The sequence below is a fragment of the Cohnella soli genome, from assembly GCF_042655525.1.
Lineage (GTDB): Bacteria > Bacillota > Bacilli > Paenibacillales > Paenibacillaceae > Cohnella > Cohnella soli.
In genome coordinates this window covers 1-25892 of record NZ_JBHSMI010000016.1, presented here as the reverse complement: position 1 = coordinate 25892, position 25892 = coordinate 1, and the positions used below count along the sequence as shown (strand labels likewise).

Genomic DNA, 25892 nt, shown 5'->3' with positions numbered 1-25892 from the left:
CGGTCGTTGGCCAGCGGCGGCGGCGACGTCGCCGATCGAATACGAGCTGCAGCTGCTCTTCCTGGTGCACCGGTCGTTGGCCAGCCGGCGGCCGCGACGTCGCCGATCGAATACGAGCTGCAGCTGCTCTTCCTGGTGCACCGGTCGTTGTCCAGCCGGCGGCCGCGACGTCGCCGATCGAATACGAGCTGCAGCAGCTCTTCCAGGAGCGCCGATCGTGTCCAGCCGGCAGCCGCGGCGTCGCCGATCGATACGATAACAATGATGTATTGTTCTATAGATATTTTATATGACGATATTTATAATTTATCTGGTATATGTGCATCTGTGCTCCAGGTGTGCCGGTGCCGATCGTTGGCCAGAAGTCCATGAATACCACATGTTGGGGAGAACTATATGGAGAACGAAAAAGACTTCAAGTTATCTTTCGTGCAACTGACTAAGGTCTTTAATATCGACTATAGCGGTATGTGGAAAATAAAAGCGCAAATTAAGCCAGATATTAAGCACAAAGAAACAGCTTCAATATCAAGTGAAGAGATTGAAAGTTATTTGATTCGAAATAAGGAAAGCTCTTTTTTATTTGATTTTGAAGAGGATTCCCAGTTTCGATTTTTGTATCGTTGTTATAAAAGCGAAATATATGATGTTAGATTAGAACCTGAAGAGTGGCTTGAACCAAAAGTATTGAAATTTTTATTAGATCTTGAACCTATGGCTTTGCATCGATTAAGAAAGCAAAAGAAATTAGTATGCAAAAAAGAGGTTCTTTCGTTCAGAAAAGAAACATCACGGAATTCCTATCAATACTTGTATGAGAAACAATCTGTTATTGATTTCATTCAATTGAACTACGGCGATCAGAACTTATCTAAAAGTTTTACCACGTTTCATGATGAACCTCAGTTTTTTACAGTGGCTCAAACCTTACGATTCCTTACGCAAGAGAATGTTAGCATGAGCCTGCCGTCGCTTTACCGAAACATTTCCCGCCAGAACATACCAGCCTGCAGAATTAAAGATGCAATTCGTATACCAATCAAAGAATTTAATCTATGGTTATCCGAGAACAGGGGCATTTGATCCTGTTCTTTTTTTATTCAAATAGAGTTGGTCGATATTCCTTGAAATCACTGTAATATTACGCGCATGATAGTGCGCTTAATTAATCTATAGTAAACTAGAATCAAGGGAACCATTGGAAGGTTTACTAATTGTTCCATTTGATATACAATTGAATTAGTCATTACTAAATCGATAATTATAAAGTTGAGAGGGGAAAACTTTATGAAAACTACCCAAAAAGTCAATGTTTTTGTCTATGGGACCTTGCAGTCCGGGGAAAGAAACCATAGAGTCATACATGGACACATTTTGGATACTGTTTCTGGGAAAGTATCAGGTAAGCTATATGACGTTGGCTCTTACCCCGCAGCAGTTCTTGGATCTGAAGGTGTAATTGAAGGAGAATGGCTGCTGATTGATGAGGCTGGATTAGTCGGTACAGATCGGCTTGAAGGTTATACGGGACCCGATGATAGGAATTACTATGATCGGGTATGGGTAACAGATCTGAACGGGGGAACTGAAGGATGGATTTATGTGTGGTCCGACTCGAAGAACCTTCCTGAGATCAGAAATGGATCTTGGAAGAACCGGAATGCTGCTGCTTCATAAAAAGATGCTAGCCGCCGGCGCCGCGGCAGCATCGACCGAGCTGATGACCAGGCGCCTGGTTGGATGAGCTCCCGCAGTAGATCCGGCCGCCGGCGCCGCGGCAATATCGAGCGAGCTGATGACCAGACACCTGGCTGGATGAGCTCCTGCAGTAGATCCGGCCGCCGGCGCCGCGGCAGCATCGACCGAGCTGATGACCAGGCGCCTGGTTGGATGAGCTCCTGCAGTAGATCCGGCCGCCGGCGCCGCGGCAGCATTGATCGAGCTGATGACCAGGCGCCTGGTTGGATGAGCTCCTGCAGCAGATCCGGATCGCCGGCGCCGTGGTAACATCGCGCAGTTGAGCTGGCGCCTGATTGCCTGGAAAGACCTACTTAAACTTTCAAAAGGGGTATATCGGTCTTCAACAGACCGGTCCGCCTACAAATACAACTGGAGGTATAAATTAATGAAAAAAATGATGATTTCAGTCGTTGCTAGTGCGTTAGTCTTCAGCTCGTTTGGAGGTTCCGCGTCTGCGGCACAACAAGCAAAATTCAAAGATGTGCCAGCATCCCATTGGGCGTATTCTGCGATTATGCAAGCCTCTACAAAAGGGTACGTAAAAGGATTCCCGGATGGTACGTTTCATCCGGATGCTCCTGTTACTGTTGCGCAGTTTATCTCGATGATGATGCTCTCTATGTCTGGTAAAGACGAGAGTGGTGCTGTCACTTGGTCTAAAGCAACTTTGGACCGAATTGATGATGCGACCCGGCATATGCTGGTGGATGGATTTGTGTTCGACTTCTCGCAAGGTAAGCCGTGGTATAAAAACTACGTGGAATCTCTACAAACCCTTGGATTCATTAAAAACGAGTATGTTGGCCGTTACGATGAATCGCTGACGCGTGAACGTGCTGCTCGAATTGTTTCAGCGACGGACATCTTGTTTCATTCGTTACCACAGGATGAGTATGCATATCTTGCTGTAAAACAAATGAAGGATCAAAAAAGCATGGAGGAGAGCTTCAAAGCTGCAATCGGAGCAACATTGATTACAGGCGTTCTATCTGGTTTCCCAGATGGATCGTTCAAACCGAAAAAGGTACTTTCTCGTTCAGAGGCCATTTCAGTTATTGAAAGGGTGAATAACGATGCCCTCCGGAAACCAGCAAAAGTAAATTTGTCGGGTGTTCCTTACTCTATGGTTCCGATCTTTGGCTACAAGGATCTAAGTGTGAACATCTTCGACAATAACGAAATGAAATTGGTTCACGATCAATTAGCGAAAACCATCCCTGATTATGAAGGTGTGGTTGAACATAACGGCAATCAATTCTTTTACTTTTTAGACGAAGCGACAAGAGAGAAGTATGATCGTGCGTATCATTATTTGGAAGATTTCTTTAACTATGACACTCCCGTGGATGTGAGTTTAGGGATTAGCAATAGAACTTATACAATCATTTTCACGAAATATCCGGAAAGATATGAACGCGCAAAAACTGTTCTTTCGACGGTCTTAACGACAGTTTTCAAAGAGAAAGCAGCAGACGTTCAAAAGATTTTTGATACAGCAGTTAAGGACTTCCAGAACGGGAAGTCCGTGAAGATCAAGCAAATGGTAGGTAAGAGGCAAATTATTATTGAGCCAAGTGGCGATGGCTATACGCTTCATACAGCCATTTCTGCATACGCCGATAAGTGAGGAGGACTCAAATGCTTAGCAGAAAAAAATCTCGTCGATTAACGCTCGTTTTACTAGTTTCATTTCTCGTGTCTCTTTTTCCGTACTTCCCTTCAGCACAAGCAGCTCTTACTCCGCTGCAGCAATGTTTGTCCGATTACGCGACGGTAACTCCGCCTCCTGGATTTCCGAAATGTAGCGACAATACAGACGCTAAACGGGTACAACCCTTTAGCCAATGGCTATTCGATAAGCTCAACATTATAGCCTATGTTCGACCAGTTGGCGGAAAAACGAATCCTAAAGGTCAACCGGATATGCTGAGCATTCCAGAGAATAACCTTGCGAATGCTTTTAAAGCCGGCTGGCAGGGGCAGGCACCCGATTATACCTGGCATAAGACGGGAACAAGCGGTGAGTCTCCTCCAAAGCATCCGACGTTTGTAGATGACGATGGAGTGAAAGGGGAATATCGCTATTACGGTTATGATCGCTTGGGTGCACTCTACTCCAATGCCTATTTTCCCAATGATGCAACCGTAACTGACCCGGATACAAGAAAGTGGTTATTCAGACCTTGGCTATCCACTTCAAGAGCGCAGGAAGCGAAGAACGCAGTAAGTTCAATTAGTCCCATGCTTGTTCAACGGTATAACAATAATACACAGAACATCTATAATGCATCTGGGCCGGAACAGCTCGCTGTTAAAAATATCATCAAGTCAAACTCAGTAACGATTCAGAAGTCTTTCAACAATGAGGATACAAAAAAGAACTTCAATTATTTCGATTACATGTACGTCGAGCAGGATCCGAAATCCTATGCTGAAGGGTTAGGCCGCATGTGGCATGTAGGCAGCGACAATAACGTCTGGTATCAAACGTTCCCGTTGCCGAAGCTTAATAAAGAAGTGCTTAGCACGAAGTCGGAACCCGCGTTTGCGGACAAAAAACAAGCGACAAAGCTTAACATCCTTGGTAAAAGTCCGAAGATTATGCTGGATCTGAAGGGGACTTTGCAGGATGGCATCGCCTATGACGGTGTTGATGACCGGTTCGATCGCGCGCGCTACTACAACCGCGAGGATGTCGAAGAAACGACGCTCAAGCTCGAGGTGGCTTATCCTGGCCATACGCAGTCCGTCGTCGGTACCTGGTCATCGAAGAAATCGAATGATAACGTCATCTTGAGTTCTGGCCAACAAGTCGCGCAAAAGAAAAACGTGAGTGTTCCCCTTGATTTGTCCAATGCTCAGAAAGGGGATAAGATCACCTTTTATCTAACCACGACGACCTATTTTAGATCGGATGCATCTGTAAAACCGAAAGTAACGAATATCGCAACGATCGGGATGACGTTAGACGATACGATTATTCCAACGCACACGGTTCCAGATCAGCCAGACTCGCTGCCAGATCCGCTGGTTTGTAAACCGAATGTACCTTTGCATGGGTTCGATATCGTACCGTATCCAGCAAGCGATGGCACGGACATGTCGCGTGTATCGGATCGGCAAGTCTTTATCGACGGTGTAAAGGTCGACGATAGCTTATTCTTTAGCGGTGGTTACGTCTTCGGCGATGAAGCAGATGGCCTTCACCGGGTCGACATCGTTTGGCTGCCGAAAGCATCCAAAAACTCTGCAGGAGAAACAGGATGCTCGAGTTCCAACCCAGTGCTCATCCATGATACAAAGCCGAGAGCTGGATTCAAGATGGGCGGCGCGTTCAAAGAGAACCGGAAGATGACGGTCGACGAAGACGTTGCACCTTCAAACGATCCGTATGTACTGAATGTCTACCCGATTGTCTCCTATGATTGGTCCTGGGAAGCTGTTGGCACATCGAGTCTGAGCGATCAGCGAATCAAGGTTGACGGTAACACGCATAAGGAGTTCCTATTCAAAAAGACAGGCGATTATAAGCTCAAACTGACGGTTACGAATTCACTGGGACGAACGTCAGATCTTTACTCACAAGATTTCTCTGTGCTGGAGGATTTCGCACCGGCCGTCATTATGACGCCGTATTCGAGCGAAATTGCTCGCGGCGAATCGGTTCCGCTGTATTATGACGCAGTGAGCACGGACGGGGACGTCATTACGAATCAACATTTCGATGTGTACTACGATTCGGCCGGCAATGAAACGTACGCGACAAAGGTTGACTCCTTCGATTCGCCAATCACGGCGTATACGCCGAAAACGAACAAGCTGGGGAAATACAGGATCGTCGCAACGGTGGATGAAGATTTTGGCGAAGAGACCTTCCCTGAATTCATTACTGCAGCGGATAAGCGGCAAAAGAAGACGCAGTTTGAATTCCTGGTTAACAACTATATTCCGTACGCTGACTTGTATACGGACATTCCAACCATTCGCCCGGAAGTCGATACGTTCTTCCTGTTAGATAAGAATCTGAACCAGGACAAGATCGATTACGTGAAAGGTAACCATGTGACGATCAACAACCAACTAAGGAACGAGGGAATCGATCCAACCGTCAATTCCTGGGATATGCATACGTACACGTATCCACAGGCTGCATCGACCTACACGGATACGGGCACTTCTTATCCGCCGTCGACCTATTATTATTGCTCAAACGGCTACTGCGGCACACTCAATCTAACGAGTGCCAGCGATAACGGGAACTACCATGATTTCGGTACAGATCATAATGAGACCCAATCGAAGTCGGTAACTGGAACATGCGGAAATACTCAGAATGTAAAGTACGACTCCAAAGGGAAAGGGTCAACCACATTTACCGGGTCTTGCGGATCGACTCAGCCCTACTCGGATGGCGAGGGATATTCAGGAACCATGTCTCGTGGCGATACACTGCCGCACGGTGGTTGTTCGGATACTGGACCACCAAACGGTTCTTGTTCCACATCCTATACGGCTTACTACTCGGGCACCGCTTCGCGCACGGTATCGGTCCACGTTCCGGACATGAAGTGGGTTGCATCCTGGCGAGGATATTACGCCGGAACCATCTATAAAGATGTGCGCCAGCCGCTAACCAACCCGTATACAAGAACGACGTCGGACAAGTACATTATCTATTACTCTGACGATAAGATGAGCGAGGTTGCTGACTTTAATGCGGCGAGGAGCTTTTCAGACGCAAAGGTCATCCTGGTAGGTTCGACGGCCATTAAATCGCAGGTATCGAAAGTCGATTACTTTATCGAAAATAAAGGACAATCGGCAGAGGCAGTCGTTAAGGAGATTGTGGATTACATCGCGTCCAAGACGCCGCCAACGGCAGCACAAATTGTCCAGGTCAATCAAACGTTCAAGATGCTGACCGAGGATTTGGATCCTGAGTCGGACCCGATCGTGAAACGTGAAACGATGTATTACCATAACGAGAATTACTTTGACAATCCGATGGGACACGCAGCATTTGCGCTTAAAGAAGGGGATCCTGAGACGTGGACCGCGGAGACCTTGCGAACAAGCTTTGCTTTGCCGGGCGAGTATCCGGTATTCAGAAGAATTAAGGATCAACCGAGCACGGATCCGCTCTTAGCGAAATACAGCTATTATTCTAACGTCGCCAAAACGACGATCGTCGTCCATCGGAAGCCTTTTGCTAAAGCAACGCTCGACTGGACGTACAATCTCGACTGCAGCTGCTACTTGACGACGTGGGTCGATAAATCCTATGATCTCGATCACAACATCAGCGATCCGATCAACAAGGGGATTATCGAGCGGAAGGTTCGGTATAAGAAAGATGGTGGCGAGTGGATCTATGCGATTCCAGACCAGCTCGACTTTGGATCTTATGACTTGGAATACGTTGTACGCGACAAGGAATTAGCCTGGTCGGATCCGTTCGTTATGAGTTTTGTTTTATCGGCCGCCCCATCGATCCAAATGAACGCGAAAGCACGGACGGAACTTCCTGACTTCTCACTCAGCAGCATCCCTGCAAGTGAGCAGCTGCGCGTCTACGACATTTGGACGAGGTACCCTTACAGCCATACGCTGCAAGTTGCACTGTATCAAGGCGGCGTACAGAAGACGCCACCGGTGAATGTCGGGTACTACACGGGCACGAAAACCGGAGAAGATATCAATTGGAATGATATTGTTTATACGATTCCTGATACGACTCCAGATGGACCCTACCAGCTGCGATTGACAGCGATCGGGCAAGCTGGCCAGCAAAACTATATTGAGTTCCCGGTTGTCGTGAATACACCGATCAACCTGGTGCCGAAGATGCCGGATCCGATGGTTTCTACCCTGACGAACGACATTAAGGCATCGACGACGAAATATCCGAGTACGACAACTGTTCAGATCTTCGTGGGAACGCCGTACCAAACAACGTTGCTACCGATGACCGGCACGAAGACCGGCAATATCAAGGACTGGTTGAAAGCCTACATTCCGCCGGTGATCCCGGAGGGCACCTATACGGCCCGTTTCATCTCAACGACGCCGGCGGGCAAGTCCGAGACGAAGGATGTCACTTTCAAGCTCATTCCGGCTCAGAACTTTGCGATCATCGCAGTGGTACCGCGGCCACCGTTAGAAGTGGTACAGAAAAAGCCGCCGTTGTCGATGTTCATCGCTGGCAAGTATGGTCCAGCCACCTTCCCAGTAGATGTCATCGCGCAGAAAACGATTGGATCCGGCGCTGAGTCAGTGCAGATCAAGTTGACGCGCACAGGGTACGGCAAAACCTGGACCGAGACCAAAACTGTTCTCGTTGGACCAGCACAACAGACCATCACGTTTACGGTGCCAAATGTTACGGATAAAGATATCCGAGACTGGCAGGCAGCGAACGGCAAGAAACAAACCCTCTATGATAGCTTCAAGTTCACAGCAGAGCTAACGTACTTCAATACGGAAGTGACGCTTGCAGACAATAAGGGGTCCGCGCAGTTCAGAACTGCAGAGTTTGGCAGATCTCAGCTCACAGAATAACAGTGTAAACAGGTCGCTTCTATAGCGGCCTGTTTTTTTTGTCGACCTACAGACTTACGGCTCAAAAAAATGCGCATGATAGTGCGCGAAAACTATGGAAAAATGAACCATAACCGTGGTACTATAGACATGTAATGGTATATCTTTTGGCATGTAGTTAGGTATATGAGTCGCATTTATAGGTCTTTTGATACCTAAATCGACATTGAGAGGAGGATTTTGTTGCATTTTCCTGTTGTAAGCTGGGTTTTATTGTTGCTGACACTTTTTATGACGGCATTTATCTTAGATGAAACAGCAATGATGGCCACTCATTACCTGACGCAGGGCAACGCAGATGCTGCTGCAGACGCTGGAGCAAACCAGCGGCACCTGACGATTACAAATGACGACATACACGAATTCGTCATATCGCCGATCGAAGCGCAAAATGCGGCATCAGCTGCCTTTGCCAAGAACCTGAATAACATGGAAACGATGGGCATCGAGACTGATCTGATTGAAAACCCAACCTATTCGTTCCCAGACCAATATTCCATTGGGGTAAGCATCGATTTGTCCCACGAGATGAAGTTTTCGGAATCCGCGATGGAAAATGTATTCGATAACTATCAACCGTTTGAACCGCTCGAAGATTCCGTATTCGCGGTTTCCGATATCAATCACCGGAAATAAGACGCCAGAGAGGAGCGCGTATGCTAAGTCGATTGTTCGATATTGTAGTTTGGCAATCTGCGCTTGCAGTCGCCATATCAGTCCTGGTGCATGAGGTTGGCCACGCTGGCGTACAACGGATTTTTAAGCTCCCGGTGAAAATCATCGAATGGGGCAGGGGGCCGCGGATACTGAAAATAGGTGTTCTGGAGATCAGGCTGCTCCCGTTCGCTGGCGGTATTTACCCGAATGGTTCGGAGCTGAGTGGAAGCCGAATAGCCGGCGCTCTCATAGCTGCAGGCGGAATCCTGGCGCAGTGGATCGGCATGGTGGTGATTGGACGGTTGCAGTTGCATGAGATTGCATGGCTAAAGACGTTCTGCATCGCATACGGGATGTGCGCTTTTCTGTCGCTCCTCGTGCTCATCCCGTTTAAGGGGAGCGACGGTTACTACTTGTTCAAAGCATTAGTCAAAAGGAGACAGCAGGTATGAAGGAAAAGGTCATAGTCGCAGTGCTTTCAGCCAAACCGGCGGTAGATACTTACCTTGCGGAAGAGATCGAAAACAACAAATTACCCATTGAAATTCGATCCCTGACGGACGATGAACTGCGATTTGAAGATTGCCATTGCGTTGTGTTAATCGAATCGCGCGCGAGTGCTGTAGATCGCGCAGAGGCGCTGCTAGGCATTGCGGCTCAGATTAAAGCAGAAGGGAAGCACATCATCTGGTCTGTTGTAGGTGACTCAGGTTTCCAAGCGCGGGCGCAAGCGGAGCTAGATGGACCAAGCTTTACGAATCTATCTACCAAGCCAAAAGCTGACGCGAATGATGCACTAGACAGCATAGTCAAATTTGCTGAAGCGTACATAAACGTGCAGCAAGAAACGACGGCGGAAACAACCGGAAAACGAAAACCCCCGCGTAGTACCAAGAAGGCTGCCGCTACCGATGCAGAGCAACAAACAAAAGAATCTACGGGTAAGCGCTTGAGGGATCTTGTATTTAATCCCACTGGAGACGGCGATCAAGAGGAGCTGTTGGGCGACGATGAACCGCTAGGCAAGGTTGTAGGCGGCATCCGTGACGTCTTTCAATCGTTCCTCCCGGAACGAGAGAGAGAGCAGAAGATTCTCCAGCAGCTACCCGATGAGCTCGACAATATCATTGCAGTGTCAGGCTATTCGGGCGCGGGCGTATCCTATGTCGCCTGGAACATCGCTGCATGCCTAAAGAAGCCGGTTGTCCTCATGGAAGGTCGCCAGACGGGCGCCCTTGCTGGCTGGCTCGGTCGGATCAACGATAGCGATTTGATTACGCGAAAAGAATTCCTGGAAGGGAAATCGCCATCGCGGGATAACCAGGGTGTGGATCTTGTGCTGAAGGCTGACGATCTCATTCGCCCTTCGGAACTGCAGGCGCTTGTACAAACCAAGCGAACGATCGTTGTCGATTGTGGTCCGGACTTTGAAAGTGAAGTGTTCAAAAGAGCAAAGCAGCGTATTTTCGTGGCTGCTCCGGATCCGCACTATTTGAGGCTGCCTCGTCCGGAACAAGGGACATGCACTTGGGTGCTCAATCAATGGCCACACGGCTCCACGTTTAACGAAACGTTCATCGAACAAAGTTTTAACCGCCGGTTCGATCTGATCGTTCCGGCCCGGCCAAGGCAAGCTGTATTGTCCACCTGGACCGGTAGGGCCTGGGTCAACATGGAGGACGAAGACGAAGTGATGAAGGTTTGGCAGAAGCTTTTTGAACGTGAGGGGGTCACCAGTTGAAGGTTTTTATCGTCATTGACGTCGACGCCGGGCGTTTAGCGCAAAACATCAAGATTCTCTCCGATTATGGGAAAGTTTTCGACGCGCGCAGCGTACAGGAAATGGTTCAGGTTCGTGAGCGTGAGGGACATGTCGATGCTGTATTCCTGTCGACCAACGTCCCGAATATCCGCGAGACAGTGGTCAAAATCGGGAAGAATTTGAGAGCTGATGGGTCACCGGCTCACGTGTTCTTGATTGGTGAGATGAATCCGGATACGCTGGCAGATCTCTTCGATGCCGGTGTCCGGGATATCACCCGGCATCCGATCAATCCCGTCGAAGTTGGACTGCATAAGAAACTGCCGACGCTCACGGATGAACGCGAAATTTCAGTTCATTTCGGGACACCGCAAGCGACACGCGAAAAAATTATTCTATTTTGCTCGCCGAAGGGTGGGGATGGTAAAACAACTATCTCTACCCAGACAGGCGCCGTCATCGCGAAAATGACCGGTCAAGCCCTCCTCATTGACGCAGATTACGCCGGCAATGCTTACCGAAAATTAGGGATCACGAGTATGACTCACTCGATTATCGATTTCGAGAAAGAAGATTCGCAGCTGCTCGATCGCCACAGCCTGGAGAACAAGCTCATAACACATCAGCAAAGCGGCCTGAAAGTTCTCCCGTCACCCTGGAATGAACACACAAGCATTCCGGCAAAGATGGCCGAAAACGCGCTGCTTGCTTACAGGCGGTTTTACGGAAATATCGTGGTTGATTTGCACCAGGGCTACACACCGGCTTTTGAAACGCTCAAAGACTACGCGACAGACATTATCTGCGTGTGTCGGCCGGAGGAGGATGAGTTAGAGCGCGCCATGGAAATGATCATTCGGCTATATGAGGCAGCGCCGGACAAGCTTCGGATCATTGTGAATGGCTTGAGGAATGAGAAAGAGCTACAACCCATTCGCGTCGGGCTAGAGCAATTTAAGATCAAGGCGCCGCTCTCATCCTTACCGTACGCAGATAAAGAGTTTGCTCAGCGCAAGGAATTGCCGGTATTCCTGGAACCCAAGCGATCGCTCTACTCCAGGGAACTGAGAGCCATACTCAAAGGTTTAGGCATTACTAATTCAAAAGATGCCGTACCTACAGCGACTGCTGAACCTGGAGCTTCCAAGGAGAAGGAGACGCCATCAGCTCCCAAAGGTCCAGGATGGTTGCGGAAAAAATTTGGGAGGGTAGCAGATTGAAGAGTAAAAAAACATTATTATTGTTCGGTGCTTTAGCTGCAGTCGGCATCTGTTTAGCTTTTGCGATCTATGGCGTCATCAATCAGTACCTTGATTTGGGAACCGTCTACGTGGCAAAAAAAGAGATTGCTGCACAGACTTCTATCAAGAAGGATCAGTTCACTACGGAGAAACGGCCGAAGAAGAACATCCCTGTGGGTGCGGTAACGAGCGATAAAGCGCTGGAACAGCTCGTTGGTAGATTAACACGCACGGTGATTGTCGAAGGCCAAACCCTTCAGGGCGCACTCGTATCCGATGCGCACAACTTGCGCGAAGTGAATCAAAATTATTCGGAAAATTACGTTACCGTGACGATCCCAATCGATAGCTCCGACGTGCCGATTGCAGAGATTCATCAGAATGATGTTGTTTCCCTGATTGGTGTTCGCAAAGAAAATGCATTGGACGGCGAAAAAATTGTGGCCGACTATATCGCGGAAAGCGTTCTGGTATTAGATGCGATAGTCGATAAATCTTCTTCCAGTGGAAAGCTCCTTGTACTCGTACCGCGAGAAGAGGCACCGGTACTGCAAACAAATATCGTCGTCGGAAAGGTACGAGTCGTATTGGATCCTCGGAAATTCAGTCTGAAGGGGGCACAATAAATGTCTTTTGAAGACAATGATTGGACCCATCTCAGCGGTAAACGTCAAGCGAAGAGTACAGACATGGCCAAATGGCTAGGGTTACTGCAAGATCGAGTGCTGAAGGAACTTGAAGACGAACGCGCAAGGTATGGAGAGATCATAGAGCGTGACGAGCTGTCGATGCAAAGATGGCTGATGGATATTATCCGTCACGTCGAAGGGATCCCAACACAACATTACCAGCAGCTGATCAAGAACTACCTGGACGATTCTTACCGGTTTGGCCCGGTTCAGCCACTTTGGGAGAAACCCGGAGTCACTGACGTTCAAATTTTTATGCCGCTGAACCCGGACCACAAGCAAATGATCATGTATTACGATGCTGGCGATCGAAAAATGTATACGGATCAGGAATTCCGAAATTACGATCACCTGCGGGACTGGGTTAACCAGCATTTATCCCGAATCGGCATGCGGTACGATCCATCGAAGATCGCCATGAACGGGATGTTGCCTGGTGGCGAGCGTATCCATGTCATATCTGGAACGGTTGGATATTCGATATACAATGCGTTATCCGGGGAGTACAAATTCATTCGTTGCATGATCGTTTCGATCCGTCGTTTTGCGAAGTCCTATACGCTCGAAGAGCTAACGAGCACGTCCATGACGCAGATCCAACCGATAGAGCTTGCTCGACCAGGAGATGCCATTCTCAAGTATAAGCGACAAACAGTGTACGCCCATTACAATAACGGATTTGCGGATGCGGCGACGATCGACTATTTGCGTATTGCAGGGCAGCTTCGGCTCAATTACTTGCTGAGTGGAGCCACCGGCGTTGGAAAAACAACACTGATGAATGCACTGACTGTCATCGTCGGCGATGGGGAAATGCTGATCGTCATTGAAGAGGCACCAGAGATGCAGCCACAGTGCGAGCTTCCAGTTATTCGGTTGTACGAGCGCGAAGGGATATTCACGCAGTTTGATGCCTTAAAGCAAGCTCTTCGGATGTTTGGGAATCGCATTTGTCTTGCAGAGATTCGGGACAAGATCTCGTACTTATTTTTACACACGCTCATGGTTGGTCATGATGGATCCGGAAGCACGATTCATGCTTCCAGCTGTAAGGCGGCCCTAGATCGTGCCATTGAATTGGCGAGCAGCCATGAATCAGCTCCACCACGCGAAATCATTAGGTCAATTATGTGCGAACGAATTGGATTTATCGCTCAGATGAGCAATGACCCTAAGAACCGACATATTGACGAATTGTGTGAAGTGAATGATGACGGTACTTTGCACGTGGTCACGCGATTTGTAGAAGGAGCGAATGAACGGGGGCGGCAGAAAGGATATTTTGAATTCCTGGGCCCAGGCGAAAAATTCCTTCAACTCATGGCCAAGGCCGGGATCGATGTGCCGTCCAGCTGGAAGTGGGGGAAAGCCAGTTGATCTATGCGATCTTTGCGCTTTGCGCCGTTTTCGTCATCCTGTTCTATCAATCCATTCGAGTTTACAGGAAAGAGAAGATCCAAGCGGTCATGGAAAAACTCGTTCCGCAAAGTGTGGAGGAGAATGGGGCGAAGGGGATACGGCAATGGATCAACATCGGCGACAAGCAGACCAGGCAAACGGTCATCATTATCGCATGTGCGTTCGCAGCCGGCCTGATGTCATTGGTGGTAGGCGGAAATTTTATCATTATGGGGCTCGCCGGCGGGAGTATTCCGCTGATCATTATCAAGCAAAAGCAATTCATGTTTGAGAAGCAATACCGTAGCGACGCGCAAGCAGCGATCCAGTTTCTGCAGGGCATAATCAGTGCCGGCGGAACGCTGGAGGATTGGATGCTCGAAGTACAGCCAAGGCTGAGCGGACCTTTGAAAAAGGAATTTGCACATGGCTATGAAAACTACAAACGCCATGGCGTGTCCATTACAAAGTTCCTGGAATCTTTGATCAAGAATTGCCCCGATAGCGGTTTGAAGCTTGTATTTGCGGGGATTTTGCGGGAGGCCAATGGTTCGAATAACTTGAACGCCCTCTTAGAAGGGACGCTTCGAGACATGCAGAACCAGGCGAGATTCACCAGGGTGTTAGGACAGGTTCGTAAGAGCGGATCACAAATGCTGATGTATATCTATGTGTTCCCGGTCTTTTTCTACTTCCTATTCTCCGATTCGGTAGATAGCACGATCGAACGGCACCCCGTTGCAATGATCGTATTGTTAGTTGGAATCGCCGGCTACTCCTTATTAGGCTGGTGGGGGTACCGCGTGACACGTACTAAGCTCTGATGAAAGGAGGAACCCATGGATTCAACTCTTGTAGTTTTCATTCTTCTTAGTCTGCTTTTTGTCTTCTTAGCAGCATTGCCGCTGCTGAATCGAAATACGCAAATCTCAGACCGCTTTTATTCGATTTTACTAGCCTACCGAAATACATCTGCTGAAGGGAAGAATCGGGGCTGGATATTCACTGTTAACTCGATAAGCCCGTACATGAACAAGTGGCTGATCGGCCGGCTGGATCGCATGCTCCGACTCGCGGGGCGTAAATCTGGACGAACGGCGGAAGAGACGCTAGTCATTTATGCAGCCTCAGTTATCCCGCTGTTGCTTCTAGCATCGCAGCTCGAACACGCGAAGACGCAAGCCATGATTATGGCGCTGGGCTACCCGATCATTCAGATCCGCCGGCTAATGACCAAAGGTTCACGTCGACAGCTCGAAGCTGAAGAGGCTACACGCTTTCTAAAGCGGCAGCTAGCGCTGAATCTCAGGCAGAAGATCCCGACGATGGATGCCCTATGGATGATGGCCAAGGATCATCCAGGCGAATTTGGAGAGACATTCCGGGGGTACTTGGAGCAGATCGAAGATGGAAAACCACTTCGCCAAGCGATGAAAGAATTCCGGAGTGAATATGAGACGCGATCTTTGGATGACCTATGTTTTGCACTTGAGCTCTCTGACACCAAGACGCCGGAGATTCTGGCTAACCAGATCGAGCGGCAGGCAATGGACGAAAACGCCCGGGTGGACGAGTTTATCGAAAAGAAGAGAGATTCGTCCAAGACAACCATGTTACTCATCGTCGGCCTCTCGTTCGTTTTGACGATCGCCATATTGGTTTTCTTCGCTTCCTATGGCTTCGCGGATTATTTCCGGGGCGGTGGAGGATTCCTGAATTGGTAATCAAGGAGGGTTTGGACATGGAACAATCGATTGAAGGCATTCAGAAGGCTCCATTTGAAGTCGGTGACGGCGTTGAACTGGTCTCTGACAGTTATAAAGATGCCGGTCACTGCTGTGGCGATATTGGCAAGGTAATTGATACCAAGAAATCCGTACTGCCAAGCGGCCACATCGAATGGGATCTCCGTGTCACTTGGGAAAATGGAAAAGCAGAATGCTGGATTTATGCTAAGGAGTTTACTGGAGTTTGAGGTGCTAAGTTTTAACCACATAATCCAAGTGCCTGTAAAAAATGAAAAAGAGGAGATGGCAATCAATGAATCAAAAGAACGGTCGCATCGCAGCTGGGGTAGTCATGGTGTTGTTAAGCATTCTATTCTTTTCCACGCTCTACTACGAATTCACCCCAGCATTTACGGTACTAGGCATAGTAACCTTGGCAGCTGGCGTCTATAACATTTACCGTGCAGTCCGTAAAAGTGGTAACACAAAGGGGAGCAAGCGATCCGGACCAGACGGGGACTTTAAGCTGTAAGACGATCTATCATTCGAAGAATCAAATCCAATCAAACAAAATAACTTTTGGGGGAAATTACGATGATGACAGTAAAAGTGGAAAATAACAATCTGGAGGCTTCTGCCATGATGACAGTAAAAACGAAGGTCGCACAAGCAATTCAAGCTGTTCGCAAATCGAGAAAACTCAAAATGCTCCGGATGGATGTCTTGTTCCAATTTGGTTTCCTGGCGCTGGGGCTTTGGATTATCGTTGAAAACGCTCCGCTTGCGAGAACTGCATTTTCAATGGTGCTGAATGCCGGCCGTGACGCTGTGCTTGGCGTCTTTGCAGACATCGGAAACTTATAAGATGTTTCTCCGCATACTTCGCAAGCGGTATCCAGGAATTATCACAGCGGACATTGCGCTCTCCCCGTTAGCGATCCTTGCGATCGGGGTAACGGTTACCCTCTTTCTGATGGTCATCTATTACGGACTCAGCTACTTGTTCTTTGGCCAAGTGATTATGCAAGGCAGCCGGCTCGGGAGCGTTAATCCAAATGTGACTGCCGTCCATTCTGCGATCTATAACGGTGTAACGAAAGTGCTGCCGGAAGTTAAGAATGGGGCTACGCTCATTACGCCTACGGATATCGTCGTGAACGCAAACGACGGCGATTACGTAACGGTTACCGGGAAGTACAAGGTACTGCTGCCAGGCGTGAATTTTTACGAAAATCTTGGCGGATCCGCTGTAGATTGGGTTCTTCCAATAAGGGCCAAGTTTTCGTTCTATCGGGAGTATTGATATGACTCTATTGTTTCTCATCGCGATCAGCATCTGTGGGCTCTACGATTATAAAACACGGGAAGTGCCCCTATGGAGCATGATCCTCGTAGCGATTTCAGGAATCGGGATGTGTGTAGCACATCCCGTTTTCTCTCTTTTAAGTGGAACAGTCGTGCTGATATTTTGCTTGTTCAATCGCATGGGCACCGCCGATCGGATTCTGTATCCATTGGCAGCTGCAGCACTCGGTATGCTCGGCGTGATGTATGCCGGCATCGCGCTTGCGATCGCGGCATGGCATGTTCAAAGGACGCACATGCCGGCACCAGCTGTAACGTATTTGGCGATAGTTTGCACGCTAGTGCTAACGATAGGAGGACTACTATGACGTCCGTGTACATTGGGTTTTACGCTTATCTCGGACATAACCAAGAAATATCGAAGATCCCTGGACTCGTCGGATCCGTTCCGGACGAAACCCAGGAAGGCGATCTTATTTATACGATAGAGAAAGATGGAGCCCTGCAAACCTTCTGTGCCGGTCAAACGGCCGTCGATGTATCCGAACGGATATCCCCGATCGAGGGTGATGAGCAGTGGATGCAGCTACTTATCGCAAGGTTAGCGTCAACCAGTACGGATCACGAGCTGGCAATCGCATTGCCGATTACGGCGTGGGAGGACCGCTTGCAGATCCAGGAACGTCTGCTGAGCAGTTCCTATCATGTCCATCCCTTTGGGGGCGTTCCCATTCCCGTTAAGCTTCAGCACCTATCGCTGTATCCGGCTATCACGGCCGCGTTCTACGACCTTCACCTGCAGCTGGTGGATGAAGAGTTGCAGCCACGAAATACAGAGCTCCTGGACGGCCGTTTAACGCTGCTCGTCCTGGTCGGCAGCCGGCAGACGGAATGGATTTTGGCCAGGGGAATGGAGCTGGTTAAGGGCGGCATTCTGTACTGTGGCATTTCGACGGTGCAGCTCGAAGTGAAGGAGTTTTACTATCATAAGTCCGGAAAGTCGCTGCTGCCTGCAGATGCGGATGCAGCGCTCCATACGCACGACGTCGAGATAGATGGCAAGTACATACCCGTAGATAAGCAGATTGAAACCGGGATTGAAGCGCTGGGGGCGACGCTGCGTCGTGATATAGAGGAAATTCGTGCGTACGAAGGCGCTGATTATGTATTCCTGGCCGGCGAAGGGATCACGTTTGTCGATCGGGAGACCATTCAGCAGCTGGTACAAATGGGCGTCCGCGTGGTCGATGATCCGGAGCAAGCAATTCTAAGAGGCTTAGATGTCTTACAGCGTCTAGTAGGTGATGCCGATGAGTAAACCGCTCGCACAAGCAGTTGCGACGAAAGCGATTAAGAAGAGTATTTTGGGACTAATCGGCGCCTTTTTATCAGGGAAGCTCGCACTGGCAGCCGGCGCTGTTCTCGTTCTTCTCGCCATGCTGATCTCTGTGGTAAGCATTCCTCAAATGCTTCTATCAAAGCTTCGGTTGCCATGTATTTTTGGGTGCGGATCAAGTTACTCCGGGAATATTTCTAAAATTGGTCAGAATGAAATCCCGTCTCAATACCTGGACTTTTACTATGGCGCAGAGACGCAGTACGGCGTCCCCTGGAATGTGCTAGCGGGCGTTCACCGCGTCGAAACCGTGTTTAGTACACTCGACCCGATGGTGTCCTCTGTCGGTGCGATCGGGCACATGCAGTTCATGCCAAAGACATGGATCGGGTGGAGTTATCCTGGCGGATCGGACTTAGGCGATGCTGATATCCCGGATGATGTTCTGACGGATCCCGCGCAGATTGCGAAATACGGCGGATATGGGGTCGATGCTAATGGGGATGGCCGGGCGGATCCGTTTGATGTCCAGGATGCGATCTACGCGGCGGCCGGTTACCTTGCGAGAAACGGGGGATCGCCATTCGATCCTCAGAAAGCGCTCTATGCGTACAATCACGATCAAGCCTATGTAGACCAGGTAATGTCGTTTGCAAACAGATATGCTGAAGGGTTTTCACCGATTTCCTCATCGGAGGGTGCGGATATCCCCTACGGGGACTTTTCACAGCAATGGATTAAAACGATTGAATGGAAAGATCCAAGAGATGGATCCAAAAAGGTTGGTTTAGACGCGCAGCTCCGGCAGCAAGCCATCGAAAGAGACATTCGGATCTCTCCAGGGCTTGTGATGATACTCGCGGAGAAGTCCGATCGGGCGAAGAAAGACGAGAAGGAGAAAGAATATGCCGATATCCTGCAGCCAAGAGACATGAAAGTCATTGTCGTGAAGAAAACAACCACCACCACAACGGTTACGCCGAAAAAGTCGGAGAAAGAAACAGACGAAACTGCGGCCTCTCCGGACAAGCCATCCGGAAAAACTTCTGCGAAAACAGCTGCAGGCAATGCAACCGCCGGCGATACAAAAGATAAGGACGAAAATGAGGGTGAATCAACAACGACAACCACGACAGTAGAAGAGCCGATGCTGTTTATTTCGAAGGTGACGACACATCGTGGGAAATTTGAGTTTCGCGCTGGGTATGAAGTCGACGAGACGACTGTTACGAATGCGGATGGCGGCACAACCACGACTGTGGTTACCCGGCCGACGCTCGAGGGCACGACGTTTAAGAGCAGCGACGCGCTCCTGGATGAAGCTTTGAGGAAGGCACATATTCGAGGCAAGCAGGGCAAAATGGACGTCCTGAAGCTTACAAGGATGGTCGATCCGAACTTCTGGGACGAGCGATTAATTGGAGACAAAGATATATTCATTTTCCAAAGCTCAGGCGGTGCGATGCAATGGCCAACACCCGGATTTTTTAGCATTTCGTCTCCGTTCGGGAATCGAAAGGATCCCGTTTCGGGGGAATCCAAGTTCCATGCCGGCATGGATATTCCCGTAGACGTTGGCACGCCGGTTGCAGCTGCAGATGATGGTGAAGTGGTGGCAGCCGGGAAAAGCGATGAGGCCGGTAATAATATCCGGTTAAAGCACAAGACGATGGATACGCGCTATTTGCACTTATCTAAGATCAATGTAAAAGTCGGTGAATTCGTAAAACGTGGCCAAGTCATTGGTGAATCCGGCAATACAGGTAAAAGCACGGGGCCGCATTTGCATTTAGAAGTCATCGTAAACGGTAATCCAGTCGATCCGTTTCCTTATTTCAAAGGTAAAAGTGGTGGTCAAAAGTGAGAACAAAAGCTTATTCAACACGGCTTCGTTACGAAGATGAGCTCGACGAAGCGATCATTCAGATTCTCGATGAGATTGAAAACAACGATGAGGACCCCGGAGAGTGGCTGCGTGAAGCTGCAAGGATGCGCCTGGAGTTGGCTAGTCGGCCGGTTGCAGAGCAGCCGGCCGATAACCTGGCAGTATTCACGCTTTTTACAGATCAAGAGGCTACCGGCCTCGAGCACGTCGTACAGCGGCTATTCGAAGCGATGTCGGATGAGCAAAAAACGGCCTACATCCAGGAAGCTATCCGGATGCGGGTGGCGATCGAAACGGATGCACCGGCTTACTTTATCAACCGATGGAACCAGCAACAAGGCAGCCAGGAAGCATCGCTGCCTGCAGACGGTCACGAAAGATTGTCTACCGTATCTGAAGTTCCTCTTATTGCTTTAGAGAAGGATGGAGGTCAACCGCCTCCAGAAACGCAGGAGGACGGTTTAAGCTTATATCGGAACGCTTTAGCAGCGCTCATGCGATTGGAGATGATGGAACGTGCTTGAGTGGGTAGTAGCAGGGGGAAGCGCTGCGATCATAGCCGGCGTTCAAATTTCAGAAAATTCCCGTCGCAAGAAATACCGGGCATCCTATCGGTACATCCGGATCCTACAGCATGAGGAAAATGTCCAATCCGTTGACCAGATCAAGCGTTGGACGCTCGTTTTAAGTGAATATCAGCGCACTTGGGCACACCGGCAGCGCAAGGGGCGCGAATGGTTCCGATTGCTCTTTCATAAAGACCAGGCAGGGAAGATTGGGATTTATCTTGGTTTTCCGGAAGATCGTATTACCGGCATTAAGAACCTGGTGAAGAATACATATCCACTCGCCGAAATTCATGATATTCCGCATACGGATCTGCCGCTTGGCGGTAATCCCTCAATGCCAAAGGATAAAAAGCCACGAAAAAAGAAGAATGAGATCGAGTGTGGCTATTTCGATCTTCAACAGAAGGGCGAAATGGAAGGGCTTGCACTTCAAACCTATGCGGGCCAGCACTCTCTCGAAGAAGTCTTGCTATCGCTTCAAGCTGTCGATTCGGAAGCTTGGCTTGATATTATGTTTTCTCCGGAGTCGAACAGATCGCTCAAACGAGCTGTTGAAAAGACGAAAAAAGCGATCGAGCACAAAGGAATTTCAAAGCCGACGGGCCAGGCGGGCAGAGCTGGCGGTCAATTCGTTGAAGACCTAAAGAAGTCATTTTCACTGGATCCTAACGTGCGACCTGATCAATATTCAAAAGCAACGGCAAAGCCGGCAGCGCAGCAGCGGAAAGCGCCCTTATCTGAAATGGATCATGACGATCGCTCTCAGCTGCAGACGCTGCAGAAACGTTATACTGGCCGGGAAGCCGCCTTTGAAGTCGCAATTCGTCTCCTGGTCGTCGGCGAATACGCTGAAGCACTTGCGCAAACTACGGCTGCTAATATCAGGAGTTATTTGCAGATGGATAACGGCCTTCGGTTCATCAAAAACCGTAATATGAAGGCAAAGGTTGAAGAACGCGTTCCCTACCGGCCGACTCAAACCTTTCTGATGACCGGTGATGAGATTGCGAATCTCGTACGACTGCCGGTTGCGAAACATCGCGTTATGGATAATGTTCCGCATCTGAAAAAGGGCCAACGCTCCTTAGAAGCGGATGAGCTTAGTACAGGAATATCGATTGGGAAGCTAATTCATCCCATTCAAGTAAAACGGGAAGTAAAAATTTCTCATACTCAGATGAACAAACATTTCTTGCTCGTGGGAAAGACCGGCTCGGGAAAGTCGTCAGAACTGCTTGAGATTGTAGAATCTCTGATTAACGATTTTATTGATAATCCGAAGACTGCTCCTGGATTTACCTTCTCTGATCCGGCGAGAGACACAGTGGCAACCATCCTTAACCGGTTACGTCAGAAGGAGCTTGCAGGGAAGAAAGTGGACTGGAGCCGGGTGCATTACTTTTATCCTGCAGATCCGGATTACTCCTTGCCACTAAACCTCCTGTATCATAAGGAAAACGAAATGCCCGATGATGTCGTTGAAGACGTGGTGGCCACGCTTACCGGGCTATTTGAAATCACAGGCCCCCGGATGGAGCACGTTATGCGAAATGCAGTAACAACGCTTGTGCTGGATCCAGGGCAGAAACATTCACTACTTGGAATTATTCCCTTGCTGCGTGACGAAAGATTTAGGAAGCGCGTGCTTGCTCGCGTGCATGAAGACTCAATCAAGGAGTTTTGGAAGCACGACTTTCCTGGATACGAGAAGCAATTGGACCAGGTTATCAGCCCGATCGTTAACCGGCTATCGCCATTTAAGACGAATAAGCTGATGCAGCGTATGTTTGGCCAACAAGAATGGCGCCTGGACATTCGTAAATGGATGGACGAAGGACATATTGTGCTGTTTAACTGGCGCGGCGTCAATGAGAAGATTCTATCCCTAGCTGGCAACAAGATTACAAATCAATATCATGCTGAGTTTCAGGGCCGAAGCACAAGTGCAAAGACTCATTATACAATCTGGGATGAGGCTCATCGCACGCCGTTTAAGATTATCAATAAAATGATTGCTGAAGATCGAAAGTTTGGTAGCTCATGCGGGTTTTCAACACAGTTTCCCGAGCAACTACCTGGAGACCTGCTCAATTCCTTTACCGAAATTGCCGGAAACGTCTTTACTACGAAGCTTGGAAAAAAATCGGCCGGTATTATTCAAGGTGTTACTGCAGGTGCTTTTAGCGCTCAGTATCTTCAGGAGCTCCCGGAACGCGTCGTTGCCATATTTACGGAATCAATAGTTAATGGGCGTGCGGACCAGACCACGTTTACTGTCGAGTGTGATCCGCCGTATTTGTTCCATCCGGATGGGTCGGGGCGATGGGCAAACCACAAGGACGAAGAAGAGATGGAGCGAGCAATTCAATGGGGATTAGAAAAAGGCAGAGAGCTCATGGCCAGGGATACCACCCCTGCCCAGAAGGCTGATGAGCTCATAAACGAGTATTTGCGTCCTGGATCCATCTTGCGTACCCAAGCAACTATGGCGCCGATCGACGAGGCGCCTGCAGCCGATGATAGCGAAACTGACGAACTGGAACTTGAAGCTGACGATAACTTTGTGCCTGAGGCGCGTGTAGTGCCGTCTTTGGTGGACGACGATGATGATGAAGCGCAGGAAGTCGAAGATGATTCTCCAGCGGCGATCGGGGCGAAAGACGAGCTTTACAAGGAAGCTGCCCAATATGTAATAGCCGAGCGTATCGCTTCAGTATCCGCCATACAGCGCCGTTTCCGGGTGGGCTACACGCGTTCGGCCAGGATACTTGAAGCGCTCGAGCAAAACGGTATTGTTGGGCCATATAGTGGATCCCAGCCTCGCGAAATACTGGTTGATTCGTTCAAAGAACAACCGGCTGTAAACCTGAAGAAAGAACGCGAACAAGCACCAGAAAGTGAACCAGCATCCTGGGACGAGTTGTTCGAGAAAGCGGAATCGCTTGTCATGGCCAAACAGAGTGCTTCAGAAGATCTCTTGCAGAAGACGTTAAAAATCGATCAGGCAACAGCTGCGAGAATTCTTCAAGGGCTGGAGTACAGTGGAATAATCGGTCCGGATGAAGGGAAAAGGTCTCGTAAAGTTCTCGTAGACCCGAATGGGACAAAATACAGTGAAGATCTGCCGATGACTTCTTCCGGATCCGGAAGCCGGTGGGATTAGGAGGAACTATGTTATTCGACTGGATGGACAATAATTCGATTGACCGGCAAAGCCAAGTGATGCACTTGATTTATGATATGCGTATGGTGACCAAGCGGCATCTGCTTGCAGTCACCGGTCTCAAGGAAGACAACTTCAACCGTATCTTGAGAGCGATTCGGAAAATGCCGAGCGATTCACCCTTCGACTGGATACAGACGCTGAGCATCAGGGGTAAGCAAGTAGAGCCCGCAAAATGTGTGTATACGCTCGGGAAAAAAGGGATTGCGTATGTGCAACAGCAGCGAAAGCAAGACGTCCGCATTCGAGAGTCACCGGCAAGTCAGATGTTCCACTATGTTGGTCTGAATTCGATCCTGCAGCGTGCGATTGAAACTTTTGGCCGTGATCAAATTGCCTGGTATTCTGAAGGCGAGCAGGCGGATATTTTGACCCTTCAGCTCAGGGAACTCGAACAGGCAGATGGAGACCGTCGAGGGATTATTCGTCCGGACGCGAGAATTCGTGTCGGGGGCAGGGAATGGCTTGTAGAGTTTGATAACGCCACGGAGGGACCGAAGCAGCTCGAAATTAAGTTTCATCGTTACGTCGAACTGTACGACAAGTTGGAGAGCTTGAGACAGACGCCCATCCTCTGGGTGACGACTTCCGAGAAAAGACGGGACTATCTCGAAAACAATTGGAACGCAACGATGGGCATTTCCTACGCATCGCATCCGAGCAGACCTACGAGTCTTTTCTTCACGGAGGGGAACGAGGTCAAAGTCTTCGCACCGTTTACCCGTCGACTCGCGAGCTCATGAAATGAATCACCGATTGACCTCATATTGATCCCACAAACCTCGATCTAGCGTCGAGGTTTTGATTTTGTCATGACTATACCAAACTTCATGCTCATTTACATGCTAAATTACATACTAAACTACATACCATTAAAACACTGAAAGACTAACTATATAAAGGCATTGATAAAAGACTTGGTTTATAAAAGCCCCCGTTTTTCCCCGTTTCCTTTATTCCCGTTCTCCGGCCCCGAAATCGGACATCCGAACAATAAAGAAAACAGCGAAAAACAGAGCCTCTTATAAACCAACCCTCCGGGCGCTTCGGCGGCCTCGACCGCCTCACGGAACGTCCGGAACCCCGGCTTTGCGTCCCTGCTCGATCGTCAAAATGAAACGCGCCCAGGTCCTATGGACCTGAGCGCGTTTATGGAGCCACTACTCACTTGCCGTTATTCTTGCTATATCGTACTCGATTTCGTATTCACCAACCATTTCCCGTATCTGGTCCAGGATGGGCTTAATTTCTTCTTGAATATCTCCCCACCTCTTTCCCCCTTTCATAGCTCTCTGAATTTTATGCGAAGCCTCTTGAGCGATTATGACTTTTTGCCAGTCATTATCTCTAACCGCAGATTCCAGGAGAGCAGATCCGTATCGCCGGCAGCCGTCGCGGACGTCTCGCCCGCCGGCTGGTCGTCGCCCATGGCGAGCAGCTGCCGCGGATCCGGACTGCCGCGACCGTGGCGCCGATCGCGCGAGCTGGTCCAGGCGCCAGGCAGAATGTTCGCTTGGAGCAAATCCGTATCGCCGGCAGCCGTCGCGGACGTCTCGCCCGCCGGCTGGTCGTCGCCCATGGCGAGCAGCTGCCGCGGATCCGGACTGCCGGCGACCGCGGCGCCGATCGCGCGAGCTGGTCCAGGCGCCAGGCAGAACGATCACTTGAAGCAGATTCGGATCGCCGGCAGCTGTGGCGGACGTCTCGCCCACCGACCAGGCGTCGCCCATTGCGTTGCAGCTGCAGCGGATCCGGACTGCCGG

The 25892-nt window shown here is 49.4% G+C and carries 24 protein-coding genes; all 24 read left to right on the top strand.

Annotation, left to right across the window (positions count from 1 at the left end):
- Positions 1 to 6 precede the first annotated feature (6 nt).
- Entirely contained in the window at positions 7 to 372 is a 366-nt protein-coding gene (locus ACFPOF_RS09325) for a hypothetical protein (protein ID WP_378131853.1), read from the top strand.
- Between the two features lie 24 nt (positions 373 to 396).
- Positions 397 to 1083, top strand: coding sequence for a hypothetical protein (locus tag ACFPOF_RS09320; RefSeq protein WP_378131851.1), 687 nt, complete (start codon positions 397 to 399; stop codon positions 1081 to 1083).
- Between the two features lie 204 nt (positions 1084 to 1287).
- Complete coding sequence (locus ACFPOF_RS09315) at positions 1288 to 1677, top strand: gamma-glutamylcyclotransferase family protein (protein WP_378131849.1); 390 nt, start codon at positions 1288 to 1290, stop codon at positions 1675 to 1677.
- Between the two features lie 448 nt (positions 1678 to 2125).
- On the top strand, positions 2126 to 3367 hold the full coding sequence (locus tag ACFPOF_RS09310) for an S-layer homology domain-containing protein (RefSeq protein WP_378131847.1): 1242 nt from the start codon (positions 2126 to 2128) through the stop codon (positions 3365 to 3367).
- An 11-nt stretch (positions 3368 to 3378) separates the two neighbouring features.
- Positions 3379 to 8298 (top strand): Athe_2463 domain-containing protein, encoded by a 4920-nt coding sequence (locus tag ACFPOF_RS09305; protein WP_378131845.1) that lies wholly within the window; start codon positions 3379 to 3381, stop codon positions 8296 to 8298.
- A 222-nt stretch (positions 8299 to 8520) separates the two neighbouring features.
- Positions 8521 to 8973 carry a hypothetical protein gene (locus ACFPOF_RS09300; protein ID WP_378131843.1) on the top strand — a complete coding sequence of 151 codons (453 nt, stop codon included), beginning with the start codon at positions 8521 to 8523 and terminating at the stop codon, positions 8971 to 8973.
- 20 nt (positions 8974 to 8993) lie between these two features.
- Positions 8994 to 9446, top strand: a complete 453-nt coding sequence (locus tag ACFPOF_RS09295) for a site-2 protease family protein (RefSeq protein WP_378131841.1) — start codon at positions 8994 to 8996, stop codon at positions 9444 to 9446.
- Complete coding sequence (locus tag ACFPOF_RS09290) at positions 9443 to 10735, top strand: hypothetical protein (RefSeq protein ID WP_378131840.1); 1293 nt, start codon at positions 9443 to 9445, stop codon at positions 10733 to 10735. Before ACFPOF_RS09295 ends, ACFPOF_RS09290 begins: the two co-directional genes overlap by 4 nt.
- Positions 10732 to 11976, top strand: a complete 1245-nt coding sequence (locus tag ACFPOF_RS09285; protein WP_378131838.1) for an AAA family ATPase — start codon at positions 10732 to 10734, stop codon at positions 11974 to 11976. The genes ACFPOF_RS09290 and ACFPOF_RS09285 overlap by 4 nt, the downstream gene beginning before the upstream one ends.
- Positions 11973 to 12623 (top strand): SAF domain-containing protein, encoded by a 651-nt coding sequence (locus ACFPOF_RS09280; RefSeq protein ID WP_378131836.1) that lies wholly within the window; start codon positions 11973 to 11975, stop codon positions 12621 to 12623. The genes ACFPOF_RS09285 and ACFPOF_RS09280 overlap by 4 nt, the downstream gene beginning before the upstream one ends.
- Positions 12624 to 14063: an ATPase, T2SS/T4P/T4SS family gene (locus tag ACFPOF_RS09275; protein ID WP_378131834.1), complete on the top strand. Its 1440-nt coding sequence runs from the start codon at positions 12624 to 12626 to the stop codon at positions 14061 to 14063. It begins immediately after the preceding gene.
- The gene (locus ACFPOF_RS09270) at positions 14060 to 14908 is read left to right on the top strand and encodes a type II secretion system F family protein (RefSeq protein ID WP_378131833.1); all 849 of its coding nucleotides are present in this window, start codon (positions 14060 to 14062) and stop codon (positions 14906 to 14908) included. Before ACFPOF_RS09275 ends, ACFPOF_RS09270 begins: the two co-directional genes overlap by 4 nt.
- Positions 14909 to 14923: 15 nt before the next feature.
- Positions 14924 to 15808, top strand: a complete 885-nt coding sequence (locus ACFPOF_RS09265; RefSeq protein WP_378131831.1) for a type II secretion system F family protein — start codon at positions 14924 to 14926, stop codon at positions 15806 to 15808.
- Between the two features lie 17 nt (positions 15809 to 15825).
- Positions 15826 to 16059, top strand: coding sequence for a hypothetical protein (locus ACFPOF_RS09260; protein ID WP_378131829.1), 234 nt, complete (start codon positions 15826 to 15828; stop codon positions 16057 to 16059).
- Between the two features lie 65 nt (positions 16060 to 16124).
- Positions 16125 to 16343, top strand: a complete 219-nt coding sequence (locus tag ACFPOF_RS09255) for a hypothetical protein (RefSeq protein ID WP_378131827.1) — start codon at positions 16125 to 16127, stop codon at positions 16341 to 16343.
- Between the two features lie 62 nt (positions 16344 to 16405).
- Positions 16406 to 16675, top strand: coding sequence for a hypothetical protein (locus ACFPOF_RS09250; RefSeq protein ID WP_378131825.1), 270 nt, complete (start codon positions 16406 to 16408; stop codon positions 16673 to 16675).
- 1 nt (position 16676) lies between these two features.
- Positions 16677 to 17114 (top strand): hypothetical protein, encoded by a 438-nt coding sequence (locus ACFPOF_RS09245; protein ID WP_378131823.1) that lies wholly within the window; start codon positions 16677 to 16679, stop codon positions 17112 to 17114.
- A gap of 1 nt (position 17115) precedes the next feature.
- Positions 17116 to 17484 carry a hypothetical protein gene (locus ACFPOF_RS09240; RefSeq protein ID WP_378131822.1) on the top strand — a complete coding sequence of 123 codons (369 nt, stop codon included), beginning with the start codon at positions 17116 to 17118 and terminating at the stop codon, positions 17482 to 17484.
- Positions 17481 to 18434, top strand: coding sequence for a hypothetical protein (locus ACFPOF_RS09235; protein ID WP_378131820.1), 954 nt, complete (start codon positions 17481 to 17483; stop codon positions 18432 to 18434). The genes ACFPOF_RS09240 and ACFPOF_RS09235 overlap by 4 nt, the downstream gene beginning before the upstream one ends.
- Positions 18427 to 20316 (top strand): peptidoglycan DD-metalloendopeptidase family protein, encoded by a 1890-nt coding sequence (locus ACFPOF_RS09230; protein ID WP_378131818.1) that lies wholly within the window; start codon positions 18427 to 18429, stop codon positions 20314 to 20316. The genes ACFPOF_RS09235 and ACFPOF_RS09230 overlap by 8 nt, the downstream gene beginning before the upstream one ends.
- A complete protein-coding gene (locus tag ACFPOF_RS09225) occupies positions 20313 to 20861 on the top strand; it encodes a hypothetical protein (RefSeq protein ID WP_378131816.1) in 549 nt (182 codons plus the stop codon). Before ACFPOF_RS09230 ends, ACFPOF_RS09225 begins: the two co-directional genes overlap by 4 nt.
- Positions 20854 to 24069, top strand: coding sequence for a DNA translocase FtsK (locus tag ACFPOF_RS09220; RefSeq protein ID WP_378131814.1), 3216 nt, complete (start codon positions 20854 to 20856; stop codon positions 24067 to 24069). The genes ACFPOF_RS09225 and ACFPOF_RS09220 overlap by 8 nt, the downstream gene beginning before the upstream one ends.
- An 8-nt stretch (positions 24070 to 24077) precedes the next feature.
- Positions 24078 to 24872 carry a replication-relaxation family protein gene (locus ACFPOF_RS09215; RefSeq protein WP_378131812.1) on the top strand — a complete coding sequence of 265 codons (795 nt, stop codon included), beginning with the start codon at positions 24078 to 24080 and terminating at the stop codon, positions 24870 to 24872.
- A 558-nt stretch (positions 24873 to 25430) separates the two neighbouring features.
- Positions 25431 to 25892, top strand: a 462-nt coding sequence (locus ACFPOF_RS09210) for a hypothetical protein (RefSeq protein ID WP_378131810.1), incomplete at its 3' end; no start/stop codon positions are given.